The organism is Pseudomonas sp. FG6 (assembly GCF_057809015.1).
Window position 1 is genome coordinate 41,264 of sequence record NZ_JBMDJD010000032.1, and the last position, 18,093, is coordinate 59,356.

Here is an 18,093-nt window from a genome sequence, read left to right on the forward strand (position 1 = left end):
AAACCTACAACAACACCTCATCCGCCCGACCGCCCTCTTCCTGGATCACCAGGTGGATGAAATGCAGCTTAGTGATGACCGCAGCCGGTACGACGAACGGGTAGAAATCTGCCTGGCCCATGCTGCGCGACAGTTCGTTGAGCATGCCGGCCAGTTCGATCCAGGCATTGACGAACGACAGGAAGGCCTCGCCGCCCGGGTGTGCAGGATCGAACAGGGTCTCAGGCGGAAAAGGCTGGTAGTCGAAATCCATGTCCCGGGCGCTCATGCCAAAGCCCAACGCCGTGTCCACCGCGTCCATCATGTGCAGGTAATGGGCCCAGGTTTCGGCCCAGTCCTCCCAAGGGTGCATGGTGGCGTAGGCGCTGACGTAGCGGGTTTGCCAGTCCAGGGGCGCGCCTTGCTGATAGTGCCGCTCCATGGCTTGGGAGTAGCTGGTCCGCTCGTCGCCAAACAACTGGCGAAAGGCCTCGAGCCAATGACTGCTGGCGATCAGCCGATCCCAATAGTAATGCCCCACTTCATGCCGGAAGTGCCCCAGCAAGGTGCGATACGGTTCGTGCAATTGCTGGCGCACGTGCTCGCGGTGGGCGTCGTCGGCTTCCTTGATGTCGAGGGTGATCAGGCCGCTGGCATGGCCGGTGGTCGGCGGCGTGCCGTCGGGGTCGACGCCGATGAAGTCGAACGCCAGGCCCTGACTTTCATCGACGGTTTTGGGAACAACCGGCAAACCGAGGGTGATCAGTTGCGCCACCAACCGGCGCTTGGCCGTTTCGACCTTGCGCCAGCGCTCCGGATTCTCCGGGATCGACAGGTCAGGGATGGTGCGGCTCAAACGGCAGGCAATGCACAGCGTGTCAGGGCCGTCGGCGGGCAACAGCCAATTGCAGGCTGCCGGAGTGTCGAGGTTGGCGCAACGTCGAAAGAGTCCGGCCTGCGGGTCGGCATCCAGGGTCCAGGTATTGGGGGCTTCGCCAGGTTGCAGGGACGACAGGCGGCTCTGCTCCGGCTGATAGCCCAGCGCCGCGAGGCAAGCCAGGCACTGACTGTTGCGAAAGAACAGCGACTGGCCGCAGCGACACGACCAGACCTTGCTGTTGCGCGAACGGTCGCCCATGAATGGCGCGGCGATGCGCGAGCTCAATTGTTCGAAGAAGCGGTACATGGCGATCTCTCCCTGGAGCCTCCAAGACTAGATCACCCCATCTCCACGATCGTTCCCATGCCTTACCTCATGGACCGTGGCGAGGGAGCTTGCTCCCGCTGGGTGGCGCAGCCGCCCCATTTACGACGGCTCCGCCCGAGGCGTCGGACCGGCCGAGCGGGCGCAAGCTCCCTCGCCACAAGAGCCGGGTATCCATTCAGAGCGTGATGCCATGCCCCGTCAGGAAATCGACGAACGCTTGTTCGTCGAGCACCTTGAGCCCCAATTCATTGGCCTTGGTCAGCTTCGAACCGGCGCCCGGCCCCGCCACGACGCAGTAGGTTTTCGCCGACACGGAACCGGCCACCTTGGCCCCCAGGCTTTCGAGTTTTTCCTTGGCGACGTCGCGACTCATCAGCTCCAGCGTACCCGTCAGCACCCAGGTGTGACCCGTTTCAGGCAGGCCTTCGACGTTTTTTTTCTCGCTCTGCCAGTGCATGCCGAAATCACGCAGCTGTTGTTCTGCGGCCTCGGCCTGCCGGCGGTTGTCGGCGATGGCGAAAAACTCGCGCACGGCGTTGGCCTGTTTCTCCGGCAACGCTTGGCGCATGTCCAGCCAGTCGGCGTTCATGACCGCCTCGAGCGTACCGAACTTGTCCGCCAGTTTTTGCGTCCCGCCCGGGCCCACCGACGGAATGTTCAATTTGTCGAGAAAACCGCCCAAGGTGGTACTGGCGGCAAATTCGGCGCCCAGTTCACCCTGGTCCTGGATATCAAGACCATGGCGCAACAACGCATCGATCACCTGGCGGTTGTGCGAATCCTCGAAGAAGCTGTGGATCTCATGGGCGACTTCCAGGCCGACGTCCGGCAAATACGTCAGCACTTGCGGCAGGGCCGCTTGGACGCGCGCAAGGGAACCGAGGGAGCGAGCCAGGACCTTGGCGGTCTCTTCGCCCACATCCGGAATGCCAAGGGCGTAGATGAAGCGCGCCAACCCCGGTTTCTTGCTGTCGACGATGGCCGCCAGCAGGTTCTTGCTCGACAGTTCGGCAAAGCCTTCCAGGTCGACCACTTGTTCGAAGGTCAGGGCATACAGATCCGCCGGCGAGCCCACCAGCCCCTCATCCACCAACTGCTCGACACTCTTTTCCCCAAGGCCTTCGATGTCCATGGCACGGCGCGACACGAAGTGGATGATCGCCTGCTTGAGCTGGGCGCCACAGGCCAGGCGACCGACGCAGCGATACACCGCCCCCTCGCTGATGGTTTCGCGACCCTTGCTGCGTTTGATCAGTTGCGTGCGCTCCACATGGGAACCGCACACCGGGCATTGCTGCGGGATCGCGACCGCACGGGCGTGCTCTGGACGGCGCTCGGTCACCACCTGCACCACTTGCGGAATCACGTCCCCGGCGCGGCGAATGATCACCGTGTCACCGATCATCAGCCCCAGGCGCGCCACTTCGTCCATATTGTGCAGCGTGGCATTGGCCACCGTCACACCCGCGACCCGGACCGGTTTGAGCCGCGCCACCGGCGTTACGGCACCGGTGCGGCCAACCTGGAACTCCACGTCCAGCAACTCGGTGAGTTCTTCGCTGGCCGGGAATTTATGGGCGATGGCCCAACGCGGCTCCCGCGCACGGAAACCGAGTTCACGCTGGGACGCGACGCTGTTGACCTTGAACACCACACCGTCGATTTCATAAGGCAACGCGTTGCGTCGCTCGCCGATGTCGCGGTAGTAATCCAGGCAATCATCCAGGCCGTGGGCCAGTTTCAGCTCGCGACTGATGGGCAGGCCCCAGGCCTTGAGCTGCTCAAGATTGCCGATGTGAGTGTCGGCGATGTCGGCGCTCACCTGGCCGATGCCATAGCAGCAGAATTCCAAGGGGCGGTTGGCGGTGATTTTCGAATCCAACTGGCGCAGGCTGCCGGCGGCCGCGTTACGCGGATTGGCGAACGTCTTGCCACCGGACTCCAATTGCGTGGCGTTGAGACGCTCGAAGCCGGCCTTGGACATGTACACCTCGCCGCGCACTTCCAACACCGGCGGCCAGCCGCTGCCCTGCAACTTGAGGGGAATGTTGCGCACGGTGCGCACGTTGACGCTGATGTCTTCGCCAGTGGTGCCGTCGCCACGGGTGGCGCCGCGCACCAGCATGCCGTCCTGATACAACAGGCTGACCGCCAGGCCATCGAGCTTCGGTTCGCAGCTGTATTCCACCGCGGCGCCACCGCCCAGCAGATCGCCCATGGGCAGGTCGAGGCCTTCGGTCACCCGGCGGTCGAACTCGCGCATGGTGGCTTCGTCGAAGGCGTTGCCCAGGCTGAGCATCGGGATCTCGTGGCGCACCTGGCTGAACGCCGACAACGCCACGCTGCCGACCCGCTGCGTCGGGGAGTCACGGGTCACCAGCTCAGGATGCTGCTCTTCCAGGGCCTTGAGTTCGTGGAACAGGCGATCGTACTCGGCGTCCGGAATGCTGGGCTCATCCAGGACGTGGTAGCGATAGTTGTGCTGATCCAGCTCGGCGCGCAGCGCTAGGATGCGGGTTTCAACGGCGTTCATGGGTGTTCTCTCATAAAGCAAAAGAGCAGCCTGGGCTGCTCAATTTTCTCAAGACTTGGAGGGGGCGCTTCGCCCCCAGCGGGAGCAAGCTCCCTCGCCACAAAAGCTCTCTGGTCAGGGAGAGCCTGTGCCATCAATCAGCGTTTCTGAGTCAGCGCCCGGCGCTCGAACTCGACGATGCGCTGGCGGTAATGCTCGATGGTCTGTGCGGTCAGCACGCTGCGCTGGTCATCCTTGAGTTCGCCGTTGAGCTCCTGGGACAGCTTGCGCGCCGCAGCCACCATGACGTCGAAGGCCTGCTTGGGATGACGCGGGCCTGGCAAGCCGAGGAAGAAGCTCACCGCCGGGGTGCTGAAGTGGTCGATGTCGTCCAGGTCGAACACCCCAGGCTTGACCGCGTTCGCCATGGAGAACAGCACTTCGCCGTTGCCAGCCATGCTTTCGTGCCGGTGAAAGATGTCCATCTCGCCGAAACGCAAGCCGCTTTCCAGGATGTTCTGCAGCAATGCAGGCCCCTTGAAGCCGGCCGGGTCACGGCAGATCACGCTGATCACCAGCACTTCTTCAGCCTGGGCCTGATCCTTGTCGGCGTTCGAGACCTTGCTCTCGTCCGGGTAGTCACTGTCGCGACTGCTCAGGCTCGGACCACCATCGAGGTCGAGGTTCAGGTTCAAATCACCCTGGGACGGCTCGCTATTGCGCTTGCCGCGCTTGGAACCCGACTCCCGGGGCTCGCGCACCGGTGCGCTGACCGAAGGCAGGTCATGTTCATCCAGCTGCGGCTCCTTGTGGGTGTCCAGCACCCGGGGCGGGCCCAGCAGTTCGGCATTGTCATCGTCGTCCGGCAGGTTCGACAGGCTGCGATCCAGGCGAAACTTGAGCTTGCCCTTGCCGCCGCGCATGCGACGCCAGCCGTCGAAAAGTATACCGGCAATGACAATGATGCCGATGACGATCAGCCACTCGCGCAGACCGATTTCCATGTAATCCCGTGCCTCTATAAAAATGCTGAAAAATAAGGGGCTTAGCTATTTGCAAACCGCTTTAAAACGTGGAGCCAACTCTATGTTCTGAATGGCGTTTTGCCCACGCATAGGAAAAATTGACATTAAACTAGCACGACCAAAGACAACTTTACACCGTCTGTCACATGGGCTTGTGTCCCAATCCAGCAAGAACAACAGGCCCAAGGGTGAAAAATACCCTTCAGCGTTCCAGGTAGAGGCCCTAGAAGCGGTCCTCAGGCATCCACCATCGCCATGGCCTCCTCCACATCCACCGCCACCAGTCGCGAGCAACCGGGCTCGTGCATGGTCACCCCCATCAGCTGATCGGCCATTTCCATGGCGATCTTGTTGTGCGTGATGTAGATGAACTGCACCGTTTCAGACATTTCCTTCACCAGCCGTGCGTAACGGCCCACGTTAGCGTCGTCCAGCGGCGCATCGACCTCGTCGAGCATGCAGAACGGCGCCGGATTCAATTTGAAAATGGCAAAGACCAGGGCCAGTGCCGTCAACGCCTTCTCACCGCCGGAGAGCAAGTGAATGGTGCTGTTCTTCTTGCCGGGAGGACGCGCCATGATCGTCACCCCTGTATCGAGTAGATCTTCGCCCGTCAGTTCCAAGTAGGCACTGCCGCCGCCGAAAACTTTTGGGAAAAGGGCCTGCAAACCGCTGTTGATCTGATCAAAGGTATCCTTGAAGCGATTGCGGGTCTCCTTGTCGATCTTGCGGATGACGTTTTCCAGGGTTTCCAGCGCTTCCACCAGGTCAGCGTCCTGGGCATCCAGGTAACGCTTGCGCTCGGACTGTTGCTGGTATTCGTCGATGGCGGCCAGGTTGATGGCCCCCAACCGCTGGATGCGCGCAGCGATGCGTTCCAGTTCCTCCTCGGCCTCCTTCTCGCCGGCCCCGGCCACCAGGGTGGCGAGCACGCCATTGAGATCGTAGCCGTCTTCAAGCAATTGGTCCTGCAAGGTTTTACGGCGCACGGTGAGGGCCTGCCACTCCATGCGCTGCTGTTCCATCTGGCCACGGATCAACTGGGATTGCTGTTCGGCCTGACTGCGCCGCTTCTCGGCATCGCGCAGCTCCCGATCGGCGTCTTCCAGTGTCAATTGCGCCGTCTTGAGTTCTTCGTCGACGCTCATGCGCTTGTCGAGCAGTTCTTCGAGCTTGAGACGCAGCTCTTCCAGCGGGGCCGCGCCCTCCTCCAGGTTCAGACTCAGTTGCTCACGCTTTTCGGTCAGGCGTTCGGACTGCATTTCCAGGCGCTCCAGCGCTTGGCGCGTGGAATCGTACTGAGCCTTGAGCGACCCCAGGCGCACTGCCAACTGGTGGGCGTGGTCCTTGTGCTGGCGAGCTTCCTGGCGCACCCGGTCGAGGCGCTCACGCAAGCTATCGCGCTGGGCCAGCAGCAACTCGCGCTGCTCGGTGTCCACCGCCATCGCATCGAGGGCTTCCTGCAAGTGCAGGCGCGCCTCACCGATCTGTTCGTGTTCCAGCTCCCGCTGCTCGCCCAGCTCGGCCATTTCTTCTTCAAGACGGGTGCGACGCAACGCCAACTGCTCGACCTTGGCCTTGCCGGCCGACAACTGGGCCTTGAGCTCGCCCTGCTGGCGCGCTTCATCCTGCAACAGCCGGCGCAGGTGTTCGCGGCCGTTCTCCTGTTGACGCTGCTGCGCCCGCAGGTTCTGCAATTCGGTTTCCAGGGCTTCGACGCTGGCCTCGCGCTCCTCGCGCTCGGCACCCAACCGCTGGATTTCCTGGCCACGGGCGAGCATGCCGCTCTCGGCTTCGCTGGCCCGGCGCACACGCAGGAAATGCCGACCGACCCAGTAGCCGTCGCGGCTGATCAGGCTTTCGCCGGCCTCCAGTTGTCCACGCAGGGCCAACGCCTGCTCCAGGCTGTCCACCGGTTTGACCTGGCCCAGCCAGGGCGACAGATCGACCTGGGCCTCGACCTTATCCAGCAAGCTGCCCGGGATCCGCACGCCATCAGCCGTCGGGCTGAGCAGGCGCAGATCGCCCTGGCTGAAGCCCGACAGGTCGAAGCCGCCAAAGTCCTCCACCAAGACCGCTTGCAAGTCAGCGCCCAACACGGTTTCCACCGCCAGCTCCCAACCGGCGTCGACCTTCAGGCCTTCGGCCAACCGCGGACGCTCACTCAGATGCTGGTCCCGCAGCCACTCGGCCGTGCCGGTGCCTGGATCCAGTGCGGCTTGCTGCAAGGCTTCCAGCGAAGCCAGGCGACCATTGAGCCGCTGCAACTCGCCCTGGGCCTGCTGCTGGTTGTGCAAGGCCAGCTGCAAGGCCTGGCGCAGTCGCTCGAGCCGTTCGACCTGGGCGTCTTCGCTGGCTTGCAAATCTTCAAGCGTCGCTTCGCTGGCGGCCAGTTGCTCGCTCAGGTCCAGAATCGCCGCGTCTTCGGGGTCCGCCGCGAGCAACGCGCGCTCTTCGGCCAACCGGCGCTGACGTTCGGCCAGGCGCTCCATGCTGGTTTCCAATTGCTGGATACGCGACTGCTGCACCTCCGCCTGGCGCCGTGGCTCGGCCGAGGTCAGGTTGAAACGGTCCCAATGCTCCTGCCAGCCGTGCATGGTCAGCTCGGCTTCTTCCAGCGCTGCGGCGGCCTCTTCGGCGGCCGCGCTGGTCATTTCCTGCTCCGGCGTGAGCCGTTCCAGCTCTTCGCCGAGGGTGAGCAGCAAGGTGCGGTCGTGGCCCAGGTGCGATTCGGTTTCCAGGCGTGCGCGCTCGGCCTCTTTCAGATCGTCCTGAAGCTGGCGCAGCCGTTGCTGGCCATGCTGGATGCTCTGCTCGACCCGAGCGATGTCTCCTCCGACCGAATAGAAGCGCCCCTGCACCAGATTAAAGCGTTCGGACAACTCATGATGGCCGTCGCGCAGGCGCTCGATGGCCGCATCGGCGTTGCGTTGTTCGGCCACCAGGGCCTCGAAACTGACTTCCTGGTTGCCGATGATCGCCTCGCGCTGGCCGACCTGCTCGTTCAGCGCCTGCCAGCGCAAGGCCGAAAGCTGCGCCTTGAGCTGGCGCTCCTCGGCTTTGTACTCCTGATACCTTTTCGCGGCCTCGGCCTGGCGATGCAGCCGTTCGAGCTGACGGTCGAGTTCTTCTCGCAGGTCGGTCAGGCGCGCCAGGTTTTCATGGGTGCGACGGATGCGGTTTTCGGTCTCGCGGCGCCGCTCCTTGTATTTGGAAATACCAGCGGCTTCTTCGATGAAATTGCGCAAGTCTTCGGGCTTGGCCTCGATCAGCTTGGAGATCATCCCCTGCTCGATGATCGAGTAACTGCGCGGCCCCAGGCCGGTGCCAAGGAAAATATCGGTGATATCGCGACGCCGGCATTTGGCGCCGTTGAGGTAATAGCTGTTCTGGCTGTCGCGGGTCACTTTGCGACGGATGGAGATTTCGGCATAGGCCGCGTACTCGCCGACCAAGGTACTGTCGGAGTTATCGAATACCAATTCGATGCTGGCCTGGCTGACCGGCTTGCGGCTGGTGGAGCCGTTGAAGATGACGTCGGTCATCGACTCGCCACGCAGGTTCTTGGCCGAACTCTCGCCCATCACCCAACGCACGGCGTCGATGATGTTCGACTTGCCGCAACCATTGGGCCCGACCACGGCCGCCATGTTGCTGGGGAAGTTCACCGTCGTCGGGTCGACGAAGGATTTGAACCCCGCCAGCTTGATGCACTTGAGTCGCACGTCAGGCCGCCGTCAGGGCAGAAACCACCAGATCGCAACTGCGCTGGGCGTAGGCCGTCAGCACGACGCGAATCTGCGGCAAATCACGGGCCAGCACAGCGGTGAGCAGACGCTGGAACAAATCGAGGAACTCGCTCATCTCGGCCTTGCGCTGTTCCAAGGCCAGGAAATAGGCACGGCTCATGGCCGGCTGCAGGTTCTCGACGGTTTCCTGCAAGTACGGGTTGTTGGCGAACGGATAAGCGGCGCGCATCACGCTGAAGCTTTCATCGACGAAGGTGCGGATGTCCTGGCGCTCGTAAGCGTCCTTGAGACGCTGCTGGATCGCGACGAACGGTGCCATGTCCGGCTGCTCTTTCCAACCGTGGGCGACGGCATTGCCCAGCAGGATGTACAGCTCGCTCATCAACGCGCAAAGGCTGCGCACCTTGTGTTCGGTGAGTTCGGTGACATGGGCGCCCCGACGCGGCAGGATCGCGACCAGGTGTCGCCGTTCGAGGATCAACAAGGCTTCGCGAACCGAACCACGGCTGACATTGAGGGCCAGCGTGACCTTCTGCTCCTGAATCCGCTCTCCCGGCTTCATCTCACCGCGAATGATGCGCTCGGCCAGATGATGGGCGATTTGCTCGGCGAGGCTGTCCGGGGCCTTGAACGTCATGGTTGTCCTTCAAACTCTTCGATTCACACAAGCGGCGAAGTGTAGCGCACTCGACAGGTCATGGCGCAGGGCCTGCATCGGGTTTTGGCACGATATAAGCAAAAAAGTTTGAGCTCTCATCCTGAAACAGGACCTGTGGGAAATCCTGTGGGAGCTGAGCTTGGTCGCGATAGCGGTGGGTCAGCTTGCATCCATACTGAATGTACCGCCGTTATCGCGAGCAAGCTCGCCCACAGGGTTCAACAGTGTCTATAGATCGTTGTTCATCGACAAAACTCATTTTCCTGACCCTTAAGTCAGAATTTTATTGACCGAAAAGTCAGACCTGCTAAATTCACCCCACGTCGAGTACAACAATAATGAATCTGCGAGGCCTTCCGTGATCCAGTTTTTACTCAACCAGGAGCTCCGTCGCGAGCATGCCCTGGACCCGAACCTGACCGTGCTCAATTACCTGCGCGAACATGTGGGCAAATCCGGTACCAAAGAAGGCTGCGCCAGCGGCGACTGTGGCGCGTGCACCGTGGTGGTGGGCGAGTTGGAAACGGACGCGGATGGCCACGAACGCATTCGCTACCGCAGCCTCAACTCGTGCCTGACGTTCGTCTCGTCCCTGCACGGCAAGCAACTGATCAGCGTCGAAGACCTCAAGCACCAAGGCCAATTGCACAGCGTCCAGCAGGCGATGGTCGATTGCCACGGCTCGCAATGCGGCTTCTGCACGCCGGGGTTCGTCATGTCGCTGTTCGCCCTGCAAAAGAACAGCGCGCAACCTGACGCTCACAAGACCCACGAAGCCCTGGCCGGCAATCTGTGCCGCTGCACCGGCTACCGGCCGATCCTGGCCGCCGCCGAGCAGGCCTGCCGGGGCAAGCAACCGGACCAGTTCGATGCCCGCGAAGCCGAGACCATCGCCCGCCTCAAGGCCATCGCGCCGACGGACACCGGCGAGCTCAACAGCGGTGACAAGCGTTGCCTGGTGCCACTGACCCTCGCCGACCTGGCCGATCTCTACGATGCCTACCCCCAGGCGCGCCTGCTGGCCGGTGGCACCGACCTGGCCTTGGAAGTCACCCAATTTCACCGCACCCTGCCGGTGATGATCTACGTGGGCCATGTGGCCGAACTCAAGGGCATCGAGCGTTTCGACGATCGCCTGGAAATCGGTGCGGCCACAACACTCTCCGATTGCTACGCGGCCTTGAAGGCCGAGTACCCCGATTTTGGCGAACTGTTGCAGCGCTTCGCCTCGCTGCAGATCCGCAACCAGGGCACCCTCGGCGGCAACATCGGCAACGCCTCGCCCATTGGCGACACGCCGCCCCTGCTGATCGCCCTCGGCGCGCAGATCGTGCTGTGCAAGGGCCAGACCCGCCGCACCCTGGCCCTGGAAGACTATTTCATCGACTACCGGGTCACCGCCCGCCAGGACAGCGAATTCATCGAGAAGATCATCGTGCCCCGCGCCAGCGCCGAGCAGGCGTTTCGCGCCTACAAGGTGTCCAAGCGCCTGGACGATGACATCAGCGCCGTGTGCGCCGCCTTCAACCTGCGCATCGACAACGGCGTGGTCCGTGACGCGCGCGTGGCCTTCGGCGGCATGGCCGCCACGCCCAAGCGCGCCAGGCACTGTGAAGCCATCCTGATCGGCGCACCGTGGACCGAAAGCACCGTCGAGCGCGCCTGCGCCGCCCTGGCCGAGGATTTCACGCCACTGTCGGACCTGCGCGCCAGCAAGGAATACCGCCTGCTCAGTGCCCGCAATCTGCTGCGCAAATACTTCATCGAACTGCAAACGCCGCACATCGAGACCCGGGTGACCGCTTATGTCTAACCATCACGCCCCAGAGAAGACTCAAGCCGAGCTCGCCGAGCTGTTCGCTCGCGAACTGACCACCGGGGTGGGCCGCAGCGTCAAGCACGACAGCGCCGCCAAGCATGTGTCCGGCGAAGCGCAGTACATCGATGATCGCCTGGAATTCCCCAACCAGTTGCACGTCTATGCCCGGCTCTCGGACCGCGCCCACGCACGGATCCTGCGGATCGACACAGCGCCCTGCTACGCCTTCGACGGCGTGCGCATTGCCATCACCCATCAAGACATACCGGGCCTGAAGGACATCGGCCCGTTGTTGCCCGGCGATCCGTTGCTGGCCATCGACGACGTGCAGTTTGTCGGCCAACCGGTGCTGGCCGTCGCCGCCAAGGACCTCGACACGGCCCGCAAGGCGGCGATGGCCGCGATCATCGAATACGAAGACCTGGAGCCGGTGCTGGACGTGGTCGAAGCGCTGCGCAAGCGGCATTTCGTGCTGGACAGCCATACCCACCAACGCGGCGATTCGGCCGCGGCCTTGGCGACTGCCGAGCATCGACTCCAGGGCTCGTTGCACATCGGCGGCCAGGAACACTTTTACCTGGAAACCCAGGTGTCCTCGGTGATGCCCACCGAGGACGGCGGCATGCTCGTCTACTGTTCCACCCAGAACCCCACCGAGGTGCAGAAACTGGTGGCCGAAGTGCTGGGCGTGTCGATGAACAAGATCGTCGTCGACATGCGCCGCATGGGCGGCGGCTTTGGCGGCAAGGAGACCCAGGCCGCCAGCCCGGCCTGCCTGTGCGCCGTCATCGCGCACCTCACCGGCCAGCCGACCAAGATGCGCCTGCCGCGGGTCGAAGACATGCTGATGACCGGCAAGCGCCACCCGTTCTACATTGAATACGACGTGGGTTTCGACAGCACCGGGCGCCTGCACGGCATCGCCCTGGAGCTGGCCGGCAACTGCGGTTGCTCACCCGATCTGTCGGCCTCGATCGTCGACCGGGCGATGTTCCATGCCGACAATGCCTATTACCTGGGCGACGCGACCATCAACGGCCATCGCTGCAAGACCAACACCGCGTCGAACACCGCCTACCGGGGTTTCGGCGGGCCGCAGGGCATGGTCGCCATCGAAGAAGTGATGGACGCCATCGCCCGGCATCTGGGGCTCGATCCGCTGGCGGTGCGCAAGGCCAATTACTACGGCAAGACCGAGCGCAACGTCACCCATTACTACCAGACCGTCGAGCACAACATGCTCGAAGAAATGACCGCCGAACTGGAAGAAAGCAGCCAGTACGCCGAGCGCCGCGAAGCGATCCGGCGTTTCAACGCCAATAGCCCGGTCCTGAAGAAGGGCCTGGCGCTGACGCCGGTCAAGTTCGGCATTTCGTTCACCGCCAGCTTTCTCAACCAGGCGGGCGCCCTGATCCACGTCTACACCGACGGCAGCATTCACCTGAACCATGGCGGCACCGAAATGGGCCAGGGCTTGAACACCAAGGTCGCGCAAGTAGTGGCCGAAGTGTTTCAGGTGGAAATGGACCGGGTGCAGATCACCGCAACCAATACCGACAAGGTGCCGAACACCTCGCCCACCGCCGCCTCCAGCGGCGCCGACCTGAACGGCAAGGCCGCGCAGAACGCCGCCGAAACCATCAAGCAACGCCTGGTGGAGTTTGCCGCGCGGCAGTACAAGGTCAGCGAAGAAGACGTGCAGTTCCACAACGGCCATGTGCGGGTGCGCGATCAGATCCTCACGTTCGGAGCGCTGGTGCAGCAGGCGTATTTCGCCCAGGTCTCGCTGTCGAGCACCGGTTTCTACAAGACCCCGAAAATCTACTACGACCGCAGCCAGGCCCGTGGCCGGCCGTTCTTCTACTACGCCTTTGGCGTGGCCTGCGCCGAGGTGATCGTCGATACCCTGACCGGCGAATACAAGATGCTGCGCACCGACATCCTCCACGACGTCGGCGCCTCGCTGAACCCGGCCATCGACATTGGCCAGGTCGAAGGCGGCTTCATCCAGGGCATGGGCTGGCTGACCATGGAAGAGCTGGTGTGGAACGACAAGGGCAAGCTGCTGACCAATGGCCCGGCCAGCTACAAGATCCCGGCCGTGGCCGACATGCCGGTGGATCTGCGGGTGAAGCTGGTGGAAAACCGCAAGAACCCGGAAGACACGGTGTTCCATTCCAAAGCCGTGGGCGAACCGCCGTTCATGCTCGGTATCGCCGCGTGGTGCGCTATCAAGGACGCCGTGGCGAGCCTGGGGGATTACCGGCAGCAACCCAGGATCGACGCGCCAGCAACGCCGGAGCGGGTGTTGTGGGGGTGTGAGCAGATGCGAGGGTTGAACGCGGTGAAGGCTGGAGAAGCTGAAACTGAGTTGGCTTCGCTCTAGACCGCGGCGCGGTCAATCGCGAGCAGGCTCGCTCCCACAGGGGATTTGTAAACACCGCCCTAATGTGGGACACCGATCCAATGCGGGAGCGAGCCTGCTCGCGATGAGGCCGGAACAGACAACGATGTTGTAGAGGTGAACATGTACAACTGGATCAGCGCCCTCGCCGACCTGCAAACCCGCGGCGAACCCTGCGTGCTGGTGACGATCATCGAAGAACTTGGCTCGACCCCGCGCAACGCCGGTTCGAAGATGGTCATCAGCGCCAGCCAGACGTTCGACACCATCGGCGGCGGGCACCTGGAATACAAGGCCATGGAGATCGCCCGGCAGATGCTCGCCAGCGGCCAGCAGACCACCCACCTGGAGCGCTTCAGCCTCGGTGCAAGCCTGGGCCAATGCTGCGGCGGCGTCACCGTGCTGCTGTTCGAACCCATGGGCCAAGTGCAGGCACAGATCGCGGTGTTCGGCGCCGGCCATGTCGGCCGCGCCCTGGTACCGCTGCTGGCCAGCCTGCCCTGCAAGGTGCGCTGGATCGACTCGCGGGAAAACGAATTCCCCGAACACCTGCCCCACGGCGTGCGCAAGATCGTCACCGAAGAGCCCCTGGACGAAGTCGACGAATTGCCCGCCGGCAGCTACTGCATCGTCATGACCCACAACCATCAGCTCGACCTGGAGCTGAGCGCCGCGATCCTCAAGCGCAACGACTTCGGCTACTTCGGCCTGATCGGCTCGAAGACCAAACGGGTCAAGTTCGAACATCGCCTGCGCGGTCGCGGCTTCGACAGCAGCACCTTGCAACGCATGCGTTGCCCGATGGGCATCGGCGAGGTCAAGGGCAAGTTGCCCGTGGAAATCGCCATCTCCATCGCTGGCGAAATCATCGCCACCTATAACGCCGATTTCGGCCAGCACACCGCCCGCGCCGAACCGATTGCCAAGTTGCTGCCCGCCTCGCGCCGCAGCCAGGCGAACCGTTGAACAATCGCTGAGAACTCCCATGCCCCTGACACGCAAAGCCTACCGCGCCGCCCTGCTCCACAGCCTCGCCGACCCGGCCGAAGTCGGCATCCCGGCCTCTTATGAGTATTTCGAGGACGGTGTGCTGGTGGTGGAAGACGGCCGGATCAGCGCCATCGGCCACGCCCATGACCTGCTGCCAACCTTGGCGGCGGACGTGGAGATCAACCATTATCCGGACGCGCTGATCACCCCCGGCTTTATCGACACCCACATCCACCTGCCGCAGACCGGCATGGTCGGCGCCTACGGCGAGCAATTGCTGGACTGGCTGGACACCTACACCTTCCCTTGCGAAAGCCAGTTCGCCGACAAAACCCATGCCGACGCCGTGGCCGATATCTTCGTCAAGGAACTGCTGCGCAACGGCACCACCACCGCGCTGGTGTTTGGCAGCGTGCACCCACAGTCGGTGGACGCGTTCTTCGAAGTGGCGGAAAAACTCGACCTGCGGATGATCGCCGGCAAAGTGATGATGGACCGCAACGCCCCGGACTATCTGGTCGACACCGCCGAGTCCAGCTACACCCAGAGCAAGGCGCTGATCGAGCGCTGGCATGGCAAGGGCCGCCTGCACTATGCCGTGACCCCGCGTTTCGCCCCCACCAGCACGCCGGAGCAACTGGCCCTGGCCGGCCAGTTGCTCGGTGAATACCCCGACTTGTACATGCAGACCCACATCAGTGAAAACCTGCAGGAAGTGCAGTGGGTCAAGGAGCTGTTCCCCGAGCGCAAGGGCTACCTGGACGTCTACGACCATTACCGGTTACTGGGCGAACGTTCGGTGCTCGCCCATGGCGTACACCTGTGCGACGACGAATGCGCGCGCCTGGCCGAGACCGGCTCCGCCATCGCGTTCTGCCCGACTTCGAACTTGTTCCTCGGCAGCGGCCTGTTCAATCTGCCCATGGCCGAGAAGCACAAGGTGAACGTAGGATTGGGCACGGACGTGGGCGGCGGCACCAGTTTTTCACTGCTGCAAACCCTCAACGAAGCCTACAAGGTGATGCAGTTGCAAGGCGCGCGGCTGAGCCCGTTCAAGTCGCTGTACCTGGCCACCCTCGGCGGCGCCCGCGCCCTGCGGCTGGAGGACAAGATCGGTACGTTGCAACCCGGCACCGACGCCGACTTTCTGGTGCTCGACTACAACGCGACGCCGCTGCTGGGTTATCGCCTCAAGCAGGCAAAGGACCTTGCCGAGAAGCTGTTTGTGTTGATGACGCTGGGGGATGATCGGACGGTGATGCGGACCTATGCGGCAGGTCGGCTGGTGCATCGGCGGTAAATCTCATTCGTCTGTCAGGCCGCCAATCGCGAGCAGGCTCGCTCCCACAGGGGCATTCCAATGTGGGAGCGAGCCTGCTCGCGATAAGGGCGACTCGGTATGACGGATTCAACTCAAAGCTTGGCCGGCGAACGCCCCGGCTTCTTGCTCTGCAACAAATGCGAGAACACCGCATGCAAGTCATCCGACGCACTTTCTTCGTCGAGGTTGAGCTTGCTGTCGATGTGGTCCATGTGGTGCATCATCAGGTCCACCGCCAGGGTGGCATCGCGGGCCTCGATGGCGTCGATCAACTGGGTGTGTTCGTCGTAGGAACAGTGGGAACGGTTGCCGCTTTCGTACTGGGCGATGATCAGCGAGGTCTGGGACACGAGGCTGCGCTGGAAGCTGATCAGCGGGGCATTCTTCGCCGCTTCGGCCAACTTGAGGTGGAATTCGCCCGACAGACGAATGCCGGCGCCACGGTCGCCACGGGAGAAACTGTCGCGCTCGTCGCTGACCATCTGGCGCAGCTCGGCCAATTGCTCGGCCGTGGCGTGTTGCACCGCCAGTTCAGTGATCGCCCGCTCCACCAGGCGCCGGGCCATGAACACCTGGCGCGCCTCTTCGACACTCGGGCTGGCCACCACGGCGCCGCGGTTGGGTCGCAACAACACCACGCCTTCATGGGCCAGGCGTGACAGCGCGCGGCGGATGATCGTGCGGCTGACTCCGAATATCTCCCCCAAGGCCTCTTCGCTCAACTTCGTACCGGGCGCCAGGCGTTGTTCGAGGATCGCCTCGAAGATATGCGCATAGACGATATCGTCCTGGGTTCCGCTGCGGCCGGCTTTACCTGCTCGCGGTTGTTTCTTGAGGGGTTGCAACTGTTCGTTCATGGGCACTCGAGTCGGAAGAACGGCGGCGAATTGACCGTGACTGTAATACGGCACAGCAGGTCGCTGGCAAGTATCGCGTAAAAAACAGCTCGATTGTACACAACCTCTGATGGCAACACGACTGTACGGCCGTTTGCGGACACGGCTGTATCGCAATCGGCTACTGCGTTGAGTTTAGGCTTGAACCCACTTCTGTGTGAGACCTGTGGGAGCAAGGCTTGCCCGCGATGAAGCTGACGCGGTATGCCTTGGAGCCGAGGCGTTCTCATCGCGGGCAAGCCTTGCTCCCACAGCCGTGTAATTTACAACAAGGACCACCGCCCACCATGACCGAAGTCACGACCGCGCCACTTCGTCCGCTCGCCGACACGTCGCCCTCGGCCATTGTCGCCGGGTTCATCGCCATGATGACCGGCTACACCAGCTCCCTGGTGCTGATGTTCCAGGCCGGCCAAGCGGCCGGGCTGACCAGCGGGCAGATTTCTTCATGGATCTGGGCCATTTCCATCGGCATGGCGATCTGCTCCATCGGCCTGTCGCTGCGTTATCGCACACCGATCACCATCGCCTGGTCGACCCCGGGCGCGGCGCTGTTGATCACCAGCCTGGGCGGGGTGAGTTATGGCGAGGCCATCGGTGCCTACATCACCTGCGCCGTGCTGGTGACGATCTGCGGCCTGACCGGCAGTTTCGAGCGCCTGGTCAAGCGCATTCCGGCCTCGTTGGCGGCGGCGTTGCTGGCGGGCATCCTGTTCAAGATCGGCAGCGAGATCTTCGTCGCCACCCAGCATCGCACCGGCCTGGTGCTGGGGATGTTCTTCACTTACCTGATCGTCAAGCGCCTGTCGCCCCGTTACGCGGTGCTGGCTGCGCTGTTGATCGGCACCGCGCTGTCCGGTCTGCTGGGCCTGCTGAATTTCAGCCACTTTGCCCTCGAAGTCGCGACCCCCGTGTGGACCACCCCGCACTTCTCCCTGGCGGCCACCATCAGCATCGGCATTCCGCTGTTCGTCGTGGCCATGACTTCGCAGAACATGCCCGGCATCGCCGTGCTGCGGGCCGACGGCTACAACGTGCCGGCCTCGCCACTGATCACCAGCACCGGCATCGCCTCGCTGCTGCTGGCGCCGTTCGGCTCCCACGGCATCAACCTGGCGGCCATCAGCGCAGCCATCTGCACCGGGCCACATGCCCATGAAGACCACGGCAAGCGCTACACAGCGGCAGTGTGGTGCGGGATTTTCTACGGGATCGCCGGGGTGTTCGGCGCGACGCTGGCAGCGTTGTTCGCGGCGCTGCCCAAGGAACTGGTGCTGTCCATCGCGGCGCTGGCGCTGTTCGGCTCGATCATCAACGGCTTGACCATCGCCATGAGCCAGGCCCGGGAGCGGGAAGCGGCGTTGGTCACCTTCATGGTCACGGCGTCGGGGATGACGCTGTTTTCCATCGGCTCGGCGTTCTGGGGGATTGTGGCGGGGGTGTTGACGTTGCTTATCCTGAACTGGCGCAGTGCCTGATAGTTTTTAATAGCTTCGCGAGCAAGCCCGCTCCCACATACGCATACCCTGTGGG

At 62.9% G+C, this 18,093-nt stretch carries 11 protein-coding genes; 5 read left to right on the top strand and 6 right to left on the bottom strand.

The genetic code is table 11. The features are described 5' to 3' along the window. Positions 1-4: 4 nt before the first annotated feature. The 5 genes from ACODSJ_RS19520 to ACODSJ_RS19540 all read right to left on the bottom strand — a co-directional run bounded on the left by ACODSJ_RS19520 (position 5) and on the right by ACODSJ_RS19540 (position 9,109). The gene (locus ACODSJ_RS19520; protein ID WP_489103283.1) at positions 5-1,165 is read right to left on the bottom strand and encodes a zinc-binding metallopeptidase family protein; all 1,161 of its coding nucleotides are present in this window, start codon (positions 1,163-1,165) and stop codon (positions 5-7) included. A 196-nt stretch (positions 1,166-1,361) separates the two neighbouring features. Then, positions 1,362-3,719 carry an NAD-dependent DNA ligase LigA gene (ligA, locus tag ACODSJ_RS19525; protein ID WP_489103284.1) on the bottom strand — a complete coding sequence of 786 codons (2,358 nt, stop codon included), beginning with the start codon at positions 3,717-3,719 and terminating at the stop codon, positions 1,362-1,364. Between the two features lie 137 nt (positions 3,720-3,856). Further along, positions 3,857-4,702, bottom strand: a complete 846-nt coding sequence (gene zipA / locus ACODSJ_RS19530; protein WP_489103285.1) for a cell division protein ZipA — start codon at positions 4,700-4,702, stop codon at positions 3,857-3,859. 257 nt (positions 4,703-4,959) lie between these two features. Beyond that, positions 4,960-8,448 (bottom strand): chromosome segregation protein SMC, encoded by a 3,489-nt coding sequence (smc, locus tag ACODSJ_RS19535; RefSeq protein WP_489103286.1) that lies wholly within the window; start codon positions 8,446-8,448, stop codon positions 4,960-4,962. A gap of 1 nt (position 8,449) precedes the next feature. Then, positions 8,450-9,109: a GntR family transcriptional regulator gene (locus ACODSJ_RS19540; protein ID WP_489103287.1), complete on the bottom strand. Its 660-nt coding sequence runs from the start codon at positions 9,107-9,109 to the stop codon at positions 8,450-8,452. 379 nt (positions 9,110-9,488) lie between these two features. Here ACODSJ_RS19540 and xdhA point away from each other — a divergent pair, with 379 nt between their 5' ends. The 4 genes from xdhA (at position 9,489) to guaD (ending at position 15,643) form a co-directional block, all read left to right on the top strand. Then, complete coding sequence (xdhA, locus tag ACODSJ_RS19545; RefSeq protein WP_489103288.1) at positions 9,489-10,943, top strand: xanthine dehydrogenase small subunit; 1,455 nt, start codon at positions 9,489-9,491, stop codon at positions 10,941-10,943. After that, the gene (xdhB, locus tag ACODSJ_RS19550) at positions 10,936-13,335 is read left to right on the top strand and encodes a xanthine dehydrogenase molybdopterin binding subunit (RefSeq protein WP_489103289.1); all 2,400 of its coding nucleotides are present in this window, start codon (positions 10,936-10,938) and stop codon (positions 13,333-13,335) included. Before xdhA ends, xdhB begins: the two co-directional genes overlap by 8 nt. Positions 13,336-13,476: 141 nt before the next feature. Next, a complete protein-coding gene (gene xdhC, locus ACODSJ_RS19555) occupies positions 13,477-14,319 on the top strand; it encodes a xanthine dehydrogenase accessory protein XdhC (RefSeq protein ID WP_489103290.1) in 843 nt (280 codons plus the stop codon). Between the two features lie 19 nt (positions 14,320-14,338). Continuing rightward, on the top strand, positions 14,339-15,643 hold the full coding sequence (gene guaD, locus ACODSJ_RS19560; protein ID WP_489103291.1) for a guanine deaminase: 1,305 nt from the start codon (positions 14,339-14,341) through the stop codon (positions 15,641-15,643). Positions 15,644-15,756: 113 nt separating this feature from the next. Here the strand turns inward: guaD and ACODSJ_RS19565 are convergent, their stop codons facing one another. Further along, the gene (locus ACODSJ_RS19565) at positions 15,757-16,521 is read right to left on the bottom strand and encodes a GntR family transcriptional regulator (RefSeq protein ID WP_253472816.1); all 765 of its coding nucleotides are present in this window, start codon (positions 16,519-16,521) and stop codon (positions 15,757-15,759) included. Positions 16,522-16,847: 326 nt separating this feature from the next. Between ACODSJ_RS19565 and ACODSJ_RS19570 the strand changes: the two genes are divergently transcribed. Continuing rightward, positions 16,848-18,038, top strand: a complete 1,191-nt coding sequence (locus ACODSJ_RS19570; protein WP_489103292.1) for a benzoate/H(+) symporter BenE family transporter — start codon at positions 16,848-16,850, stop codon at positions 18,036-18,038. The last annotated feature ends 55 nt before the right edge of the window (positions 18,039-18,093 follow it).

What these genes read in the sequence shown, in the direction of transcription:
- guaD (WP_489103291.1), top strand. Translation starts at nt 14,339, where the DNA reads ATGCCCCTGACACGCAAAGCCTACCGCGCCGCCCTGCTCCACAGCCTC.
- ligA (WP_489103284.1), bottom strand. Translation starts at nt 3,719, where the DNA reads ATGAACGCCGTTGAAACCCGCATCCTAGCGCTGCGCGCCGAGCTGGAT.
- ACODSJ_RS19540 (WP_489103287.1), bottom strand. Translation starts at nt 9,109, where the DNA reads ATGACGTTCAAGGCCCCGGACAGCCTCGCCGAGCAAATCGCCCATCAT.
- ACODSJ_RS19520 (WP_489103283.1), bottom strand. Translation starts at nt 1,165, where the DNA reads ATGTACCGCTTCTTCGAACAATTGAGCTCGCGCATCGCCGCGCCATTC.
- zipA (WP_489103285.1), bottom strand. Translation starts at nt 4,702, where the DNA reads ATGGAAATCGGTCTGCGCGAGTGGCTGATCGTCATCGGCATCATTGTC.
- ACODSJ_RS19565 (WP_253472816.1), bottom strand. Translation starts at nt 16,521, where the DNA reads ATGAACGAACAGTTGCAACCCCTCAAGAAACAACCGCGAGCAGGTAAA.
- ACODSJ_RS19570 (WP_489103292.1), top strand. Translation starts at nt 16,848, where the DNA reads ATGACCGAAGTCACGACCGCGCCACTTCGTCCGCTCGCCGACACGTCG.
- xdhC (WP_489103290.1), top strand. Translation starts at nt 13,477, where the DNA reads ATGTACAACTGGATCAGCGCCCTCGCCGACCTGCAAACCCGCGGCGAA.
- xdhB (WP_489103289.1), top strand. Translation starts at nt 10,936, where the DNA reads ATGTCTAACCATCACGCCCCAGAGAAGACTCAAGCCGAGCTCGCCGAG.